This window comes from Thiohalocapsa halophila (assembly GCF_016583825.1).
In the GTDB taxonomy this organism is placed as follows: Bacteria; Pseudomonadota; Gammaproteobacteria; order Chromatiales; family Chromatiaceae; genus Thiohalocapsa; species Thiohalocapsa halophila.
The window spans coordinates 1-7902 of sequence record NZ_NRRV01000119.1; the positions used below are offsets into that span (position 1 = coordinate 1).

The following is a 7902-nucleotide window of genomic DNA, read 5'->3' on the forward strand; positions in this document are numbered from 1 at the left end:
CCTGCTGCGAGTGCCCGTGCAGCACCTGCAGGATCAGCGGCTCGCGGTACTCCGCCGGCAGCGCGGCAATCGCCCGGCGCAGCACGAAGGCCTCGGTGGAGGTGTCGTAGCTCTGGCGCTCGGCGCCGAGCTCCTCGGTCGGGATCGCGCTCTCGCGCGGCTGGATGCGCTCGAAGCGCCGCGCGTTCTCGCGGCGCACGATGGTCTTCAGCCACCCCTTCACCGCCGCCGGCTCCTTGAGCTTCTCGCGCGAGCGCCAGGCGCGCAGCAGGCTGTCCTGCACCAGATCCTCGGCGGTGTGCGGGTCGCCGGCGAGGCGGTAGGCGTACTTGTACAGCGCCGACCAATGGGTGCGGGCGAGCTCGGCAAAGTCGGTGGCCGGATTCAGGGGCTCGGCGGCGTGGGCTGCGTTGGCGGTGGCGGGGGCAGTGACAGTGGCGGATGCAGATGCAGTGGCAGGCATGGTAAGTCTCCGTGGGCAGTGAGCGTGACTGCCCTAGGCATTGCACCTGCCATGCCAAATGATAAATGCCTGTTTTAATAGAGATTCTAGTCGAACGCCCGCCAGCGGACGTAACGCTTCGTTACTACAAATCGTTACAGCGGACGTTTACCGAGCTATGCCCGTCCTTTCGCACATATCTTGAGCGGCAGCTCGGGCTGGCGATGTCGTAATGAGACAATCAACGGGTTACGCGAGCGCCGCATCGGGTTACGCTGCGCGTACCCGACCGATGCGAAATTCTTGGCTAGTCTCGGCAGCGGGCGGGCGCGTCCCCGGCCCTCTCCTAGCCCCAGGCCCAGATCAGCGGAGTCCGATGCATGCAGATCATGAGTACAGGCTGGCCCGCATGGCTGACGGCTTCGGCCGCGACGGCGTTGCTGGCGACCTCGGGCGCGGGCGCTGCCCATGCTGGCGAGATGCCCCGTGATACCGGCACAGCCGGCCTGCCGTCAGCGCCCCCCGCCATCATAGAGTCGGCCATCCAGCCCCTGCGCGATGCCCTGGCACCGCGCATCGACGCGGCGCGCGAGCGCTTTGGCATCCCGGCCGTCAGCCTGGCGCTGGTGCGCGGGGACCAGGTGCTCTGGGCGGAAGGCTTCGGCGACGCCGACCCGCAGCGGGGCCGGCGCGCCAGCGCGGACACCCTGTATCGCGCCGGCTCATTGGCCAAGCCCTTCACGGCCTTGGCGACGCTGGCACTGGCGCAGACCGGGCGCGTCGATATCGACGCCCCCCTGAGCACGTCGCTGCCGGCGTTCGGCATCGGCAGCCGCTTTCAGGGCGCCGAAGCAATCACGCCGCGCATGCTGCTGAGCCATCACAGCGGGCTGCCGTCGGACCTGCACAAGGGGCTGTGGTCGGATACGCCCTTCACCGCCGTCACCACCCAGCTGCGCGACGAGCTCGCGGCCTTCCCGCCGCAGCTGGTGTTCAGCTATTCCAATGTCGGCTATACGCTGCTCGGTCATCTGGTGCAGCGCGTGACCGCCGAGCCCTTCCCTGTGCACCTGCAGCGCACCTTGTTCGGGCCCTTAGGGATGGACGCCACGCGCATCGCCAGCCTGCCCGCGCAGGCGGAGGCGCTGGCCGTGGGTCACCGCGGCGGCCGCGCGCTCGCACCGCTGCCCATTCGGGACCTGCCGGCCCAGGGGCTGCAAACCTCGGCGCGTGACCTCGGCCGCTTCCTGGTCGCCCTGCTCTGCGGCGGCGAGCTGCACGGGCGGCAAGTGCTGGCGCCCGGCGTGCTCGAGGCCATGTTCATGCCGCAGAACCAGGACGTGCCCCTGGACCTGGACGTGACTACCGGACTCGGTTGGCTCCTGGAAGACACGCCGAGCCCAGAGGCAGGCGTCTTGGTACGCCATGGCGGCACCACGCTCGGTCATACCGCCGAGCTCATGCTGCTGCCGGACGCCGGGCTCGGCATCGCTGTGCTGGCGAATAGCGGTGATGGGCGCCGGGTGGTCGAGCAACTGGCAAACGCCATCCTCGCGCAGGCCGAAAGCCTGGCGCCGGAGCCGTTACCGCCGGACCTTTTTCTTTCTGCCGGCGACGCCTCGGCGAGCATCGGCACGCCCACCAGCGCCGGCGGCCACTTCGCGACCGATCTGGGTCTGATCACCATCGAGCAGTCTCCCGACGAGCAGCGACACAAGCTCTGCGCCTGCATGAGCGGCACGCGGCTCGATTTGGTGCGCGGGGCCGACGGCTGGCTCGACGTGCCGAGCACGGCGCGGGACCTGTCCCCGCCGGCGCAGACCCTGGCGGCCATGCGCTACCAGACCCGGCGCATCGGCGACCGCGAAGTGGTGGTGGCGGACACCGGCGACGGCGAGGCCGTGATGGGCGAGAAGGTGCCGCCGGAGCCGCTGCCGGCGCTCTGGCAGGCCCGCCTCGGGCGCTATGCGGTGATCAATCCGGACCCGGGCTATCCCGTGGTGGACCTGCGGCTGTCTCTCACCGACGGCAAGCTTTGCTTCAGCTATCGCATGCCGCTGTTGTCCGACAAGCGCATCCAGATGCCCGTGCGCCCGCTGAATGCGGACACTGGCGTCATCCTCGGCCTCGGCCGCAACCGGGGAGACGCACTGCGCTTCGTCGAGCGCGCGGGTGCCGACCCGCTGCTGCGGTGGTCCGGCTATCTGGCAGAGCCCATCGGCTCGGCCGAGGCCAGCGTCTCTGACAACGACACCGCGGAAATGACATCGCTGAAATAATCCAGTCGGTCACTGGGTCTCTAGGGGCAAAGGCGGACGGCTCGGCAACGCGCCGCCCACGCCAACCCGGATGGCGGCACATGTGCACCGGCACTGACAAGCCGCCATCGCTCACCAACAGCAAGTGACTGGAGACCCGACATGACCAAGACCATCGCCATCGCCGCCGCCATGCTCTTCACCGCAGGCGCCCAGGCCGCCGACAGCTACGAGGCGCTCACCGCCGGCAACCCCGACAGCGGCAGCGGACTCATCAAGTACGAGGGCGTTACCGCCGTACAGCCCGGCGTCGGCAGCCAGGTCGATCGCTATCAGGGCATCGGCCAGGGTAACTCGGACCTGTTCAGCGTGGATGTCGACGCTGCCTTCAATCAGGAGCGCAAGCGCTCTGAGCGCCCGAACATCTACGGCCCCTTCGGCGGCAATCCCGACCTGAGCTACTGAGACGGCTCCGAACAGCGCCCGCGGCTCGGCCCGCGGCGCGCGCCGAATCCCCCGCCTTGACCCCCAAGGCTTCGGCGCCGGGCCCTTGTGGCCTGGCGCTTTTTTCGTGCTGGATAGGCGCATGGCGCCATGCACTTCAGGGGCGCAGCCAACGCAGCAACAGCGGCGTGCCGGCCGCCTGCACCAGCAGGCTCCAGAGCACGACGCCATAGGCGATGGACTGCACCGTCCACCAGTACGGCAGCTCCACCGGCAGCGACAGAGCCAGCGCCAAGGTGACGGCGCCGCGGGTGCCGCCGCCCCACCACAGCAGCGGATACCAGCGCCCGGGCAGGGGCTCGATGCCCGGCAGCATGGCCGCCAGCGGCAACACCAGGAACACGCCCGCGGCGCGCGCCGCGAGCGTCGCGCCGATGCCCAGCAGGATGGCCAGCCACTGGTCCGTGAACATCCCGACCTGAAAGGTGATGCCCGCAATCAGGAACAGCAGGGTGTTGGCGAGCCAGGCCTTGTACGCCCACAGCACGGACAAGGCCGCATCCCCATCCGCCGCCGCAGAGCGCGCCCGGCCCAGCAGGAGGCCGGCGCAGAGTACGGCGACGACGCCGGAGACATCCAACAGCCGCGCCGCCGCGAAGACCCCATAGGCCGCCACCAGCGTCAGCACACCGCGCTGGGCCTGCGCCGTCACGGCGCGCGCCATCAGCAACGCCAGGGCACCGCCGGCGATCCCCACCAATGCACCGCCAACGAGCACACCCAGCAGCGCCAGGGCGCCCTCGTCCCAGTGCGCCAAGGGGCGGGCGCCGGTGGCCATTGCGACCAGCAGCGTGAACAGGACGATGGCGTTGGCGTCGTTGAACACCCCCTCGGCATCCAGGAGCAGCCGCAGCCGCGGCGGTGCGCCCATGCGCCGGAGCAGCTCCAGGACCGCCGCCGGGTCCGTGGCCGAGAGCAGGGCGCCGGCAATCAGCGCCGCCAGCCACGGAAAGCCCGTCGGATGGGCAATGCCGACATAGAGCAAGGCCGCGATGACCGCCGTGGACAGCAGCATCACCGGCAGCGCCAGGGTCAGGATCAGTGGCAGGTTGCGCAGCAGCTGCCGCGGCGCGAGGTTATAGGCGGCCTCAAAGATCAGGATGGGCAGCAGGACATGGAACACCAGCTCATCGAACCAGCGCCAATGGATGCCCGTGTCGCCGCCGGCGGCGATCCAGAGCTCGGCGCCGGCGAAGCCGAGCAGCACCAGCACCGCACCGAACGGCACCTGAAGCCGCCGGGCCAGCGGCTCCAGCAGCAGCGCACCAGCGAGGAGTGCGGCGTAGAAGGACAGGATTTGGAGCATGCGCGGGCCTCCGAGCTGCAGCGCGCATGGTACGCCGCGACGCGAGCCACGGCCCGCCGGCGGTAGGGTGCGCCTGTCCGGCCCGTTCCTAAGGCCTAGATCCTAGCCCACCCAGGGTCCTAGCCCACCCAGGGTCCTAGCCCACTCAGGGTCCGGGCCCACTCAGGGTCCTGGCCCACTCAGGGTCCTGGTCCACTCAGGGTCCTGGTCCACTCAGGGTCCTGGTCCACTCAGGGTCCTGGTCGCGAAGCTCTGCTTCGCGACCGCGACCGTGATCAGCCGAGCTTGCGGAACTGCATCGCGAAGCGGAGCTTCGCGACGAGTCTCTTTGTCTCACCTGGTCGCGGTATCGGCCGAAGCGCTAACCGGCCTTCCAGGCGCGGTGGGCGAATGCTTGGTCCAGCTCGGTGCCGGCGATGTGGTTGGTGTAGTTGGACAGGGTCTTCATGCCGACGCCGAGGACCACTTCCAGGATCTGTTGGGGCGTGAAGCCTGCTTCCGTGAAGGCGGTCGTCTCCGCCTCGCCAACCCAGCCGCGCGTCTCCACCACGGCCGCTGTGAACCGGCGCAGTGCCTCGAGCTTCGGGTCCGGCAGCGAGCGGCCCTCGCGCAGCGCATCGGTCACTGCCGTCGGAACTTCGGCCATGTCGGCGAGCACGCTGTGGGCGCCGACGCAGTACTCGCAGCGGTTCTCCCGGCTCACCGTCAGCAGCACCACCTGCTGCTCCGCCGGCGACAGGGATGTCTGCTCGAAGAGATCGCCCAGGGCCAGGTAGGCCTCGGCTAGCGCCGGGGCCGTGGCCATCTTGCGCATCAGGTTGGGCAGCATCCCGAAGCGCTGCTCGCTCTGACGCAGTGTCGGCACGGCAGCCTCGGGCGCGGATTGGATGTCGTGGTAAGGAAAATCTGTGTGCATGGCGGGCTCCCGTGGTTGCTTGGGCTAGCCGGACGCGCATGCCTCGAAGGCCGCAGACGCCCGGGGTTCTCATGCCCGAGACCGGGCGGTGCCGCGTATCATTGCAACATCGAAGAAAACGCAAGCCGCCGGAATCCGCCCTCAGTGCACTTTACGCCGCTTCGGGCCTGTGTGGTCGAACGGACAGATGCAGCTCCACGCGGCCATCAATTTGCCCCCAGATCTGCATAAGCTGGTCGATGTTGCCCCATCCAGACCTCGATGCGCTCGAAGGTGTCGATGTCCAGCAGCACGCCGATCCGGCGGTTGTTCTCGTCGAGATGTACTGTCGAGGAATGTCCACGCGCTTGCTCCCGACCGGTGAGCTCGTGCCGGCCGTCTGCTGAGCCCAGGACGCGCGAGTATCACCAGGGCCGCCCTACCTATGCACAGGCGCCCCGGGTCCACACATCCGTCTACACGCCTCTGTGCACACGCCACCTGCCCGTCGACCACACGGCCGGCACCATCCGCCACGCCACCACCCGCTCGCGGATGCTGCACCCGGGGCCAAGCGCACGCCCACGCCTGGGGTCCACGCCTGGGGGCCAGGTCTTGCATTCAAGCATGCCGAGCCATTGAGGCGGCCGTCGTGCCGGAGCGATGCTCAACATCGAAACGTCGTACGGCCCGGCTCACCGTTAGGACCAATGCTTGGTTGGGCACGTATAACTTTCGTCTGCATGCGCGTTCGTTGCTGTTTTACCTTTGCCGCATGAGGAAACGCGATCAGAAGCAGCATCTATGACATGATTCGTACAGCGATAGCGGGAACGCTCTTTCTGAATCTCAGGTAGCTCGCTTGTCGGCCCCTGGCTCAACCAGTTCTCGACAACCAACCCCGGCACGCGGCGAAGCTCGCTCTCGTTGGCGGTCACCAGAGTCAAGCCCTGAGCCAAAGCATGCGCGACAATGATCCTGGTGCAGACCCGCTCCTCGCCGCACTCAGCGATGCAGTCGCGGATGTGTCCCGCACGTCGACGCACGAGGTCGGAGACAATGTTCGTATCGAGCAGATACGCGGGCTTCGGCATGGAAAGGGCGGCTAGAGCGCAACCGGCTCAGGTGCCGGATCTTGGCTATCCGGGAAGGTTTCATCGATGGGGTCGAGCGTCGCCAGCACCGCGAGCAGCCTCGGCGACCGCACCGGCTCGATGATCAAGCAATCGCCCTCCTTGCGGATCAGCGCTTACTTACCGGGCAGCTCGAAGTCTCGCGGGATGCGAATCGCTTGGTTGCTGCCATTGGTAAAGAGGGTAGCGCGGCGTGGTGCGTTCATAGGTACGGATCGAGTGAGCATAGGTTATCCCATAGGCTAGGGCCTTGATCATAACTCCGACCACTCTCTGCGCCGGCCTCCCGCGCTCGAGACTAAGTGCCTGATTTGTCGCGCTTCGCGAAGGCAAAACAACTGACAACGCTGGGTTTTGGACGGACTTATGATCAAGGCCTAGGCTAGCACAGGGCGCACCACGCAAGGATAGCCGTGGCGGTCCCCCTTGGTCCGGTTATGGCCGACACCTGCCCGTCGGCGACCCAGCGCCGGAAGGCAGCTTCCTGAGCCTTGGCTGACGCCCTCTCGACTGGCATCCAGCGGCAGGTCCCGACCCAGAGCGGACGGGGACGGCTCCGCCAAGCCGGCCAGCTCAGGACCCGAACCTGACCTCAGCAGCTCATATAGTGATTAGAATTGCCTGTTCCACAATATACGCCAAGAAGAAAGGGGCACCCTGTTTCTTGGCGCTTCTCGGCAAAAGAAACGGCTCCTTCCCGTGATTCCCAATCTGCCTACTATTCCAAAGCCAAGGCCCTCTGTTTGCTGCTGCGCGCCTCATAGCGCACGGGCTTGGCAAGCTTCCTAAGCTCTCCTTTATCAACAGCTTGTTTCAGCCAGACATTCAACTGGGTCTTGTTGAGCGCAAGAGCTTCGACCAGTTGTTCGGGGGTGCGTGGCTCTTTTCCGCAAAGCTCCTTAGCCTTGGCCACGAACAATTCATAGAAGGTAACCTGGGATAACTCAACGGGCTGCCGCACGCCGCTACTACTGCTCGCCGCGCCGGGCTCGGTCGCTGTCTCCCGGTCATTGACAACAGGCTCATGCTCGCCTTGAATCTGATCGCGGCTCCCTGCATCCGCAGTTGCACCGTCATCGATTGACAGCCCCGATTGCTCAACCGAAACCTCTCGATCGGCTAGTTTCCGGTTTGCTTCTGGTCGCTCCTCATTTGCCATAAAGAACGTGGCGACCTTAACGGTGTCAATACTACCAGGCGCCTCCAGCGCACCAGCACCTATAAGCGCTGCGTTTCCGGCTAGGTAGTTCAGTTTCCGTGGAATCCGCCCCTCGTCGTTCATGCAGAACAGATACTTGGCAGGCAAAGCCGTGACCAGGGTTGAAGAGTCGGCTACAAGCGTCGAATATCGATGGATCTGTAGG

Annotated in this window: 7 protein-coding genes; 2 read left to right on the forward strand and 5 right to left on the reverse strand. The window is 66.6% G+C overall.

Annotated elements, in window-relative coordinates:
- Nucleotides 1-463: sigma-70 family RNA polymerase sigma factor (locus CKO31_RS24680; RefSeq protein ID WP_200243156.1), on the reverse strand; the 463-nt coding region annotated here is incomplete at its 3' end.
- Nucleotides 464-822: 359 nt separating this feature from the next.
- Here CKO31_RS24680 and CKO31_RS24685 point away from each other — a divergent pair.
- Together CKO31_RS24685 and CKO31_RS24690 are read left to right on the forward strand one after the other, a co-directional pair.
- Complete coding sequence (locus tag CKO31_RS24685) at nt 823-2721, forward strand: serine hydrolase domain-containing protein (protein WP_200243157.1); 1899 nt, start codon at nt 823-825, stop codon at nt 2719-2721.
- Between the two features lie 141 nt (nt 2722-2862).
- Nucleotides 2863-3165: a hypothetical protein gene (locus CKO31_RS24690; RefSeq protein WP_200243159.1), complete on the forward strand. Its 303-nt coding sequence runs from the start codon at nt 2863-2865 to the stop codon at nt 3163-3165.
- A 136-nt stretch (nt 3166-3301) separates the two neighbouring features.
- On the opposite strand, the gene CKO31_RS24695 is transcribed toward CKO31_RS24690, so the two are convergent.
- The 4 genes from CKO31_RS24695 to CKO31_RS24715 form a co-directional block, all read right to left on the reverse strand.
- On the reverse strand, nt 3302-4510 hold the full coding sequence (locus tag CKO31_RS24695; RefSeq protein ID WP_200243167.1) for a cation:proton antiporter: 1209 nt from the start codon (nt 4508-4510) through the stop codon (nt 3302-3304).
- Between the two features lie 361 nt (nt 4511-4871).
- Complete coding sequence (locus CKO31_RS24700; protein WP_200243173.1) at nt 4872-5426, reverse strand: carboxymuconolactone decarboxylase family protein; 555 nt, start codon at nt 5424-5426, stop codon at nt 4872-4874.
- A gap of 680 nt (nt 5427-6106) precedes the next feature.
- Entirely contained in the window at nt 6107-6499 is a 393-nt protein-coding gene (locus tag CKO31_RS27460; protein WP_306341789.1) for a PIN domain-containing protein, read from the reverse strand.
- A gap of 757 nt (nt 6500-7256) precedes the next feature.
- Nucleotides 7257-7902: hypothetical protein (locus tag CKO31_RS24715; RefSeq protein ID WP_200243175.1), on the reverse strand; the 646-nt coding region annotated here is incomplete at its 5' end.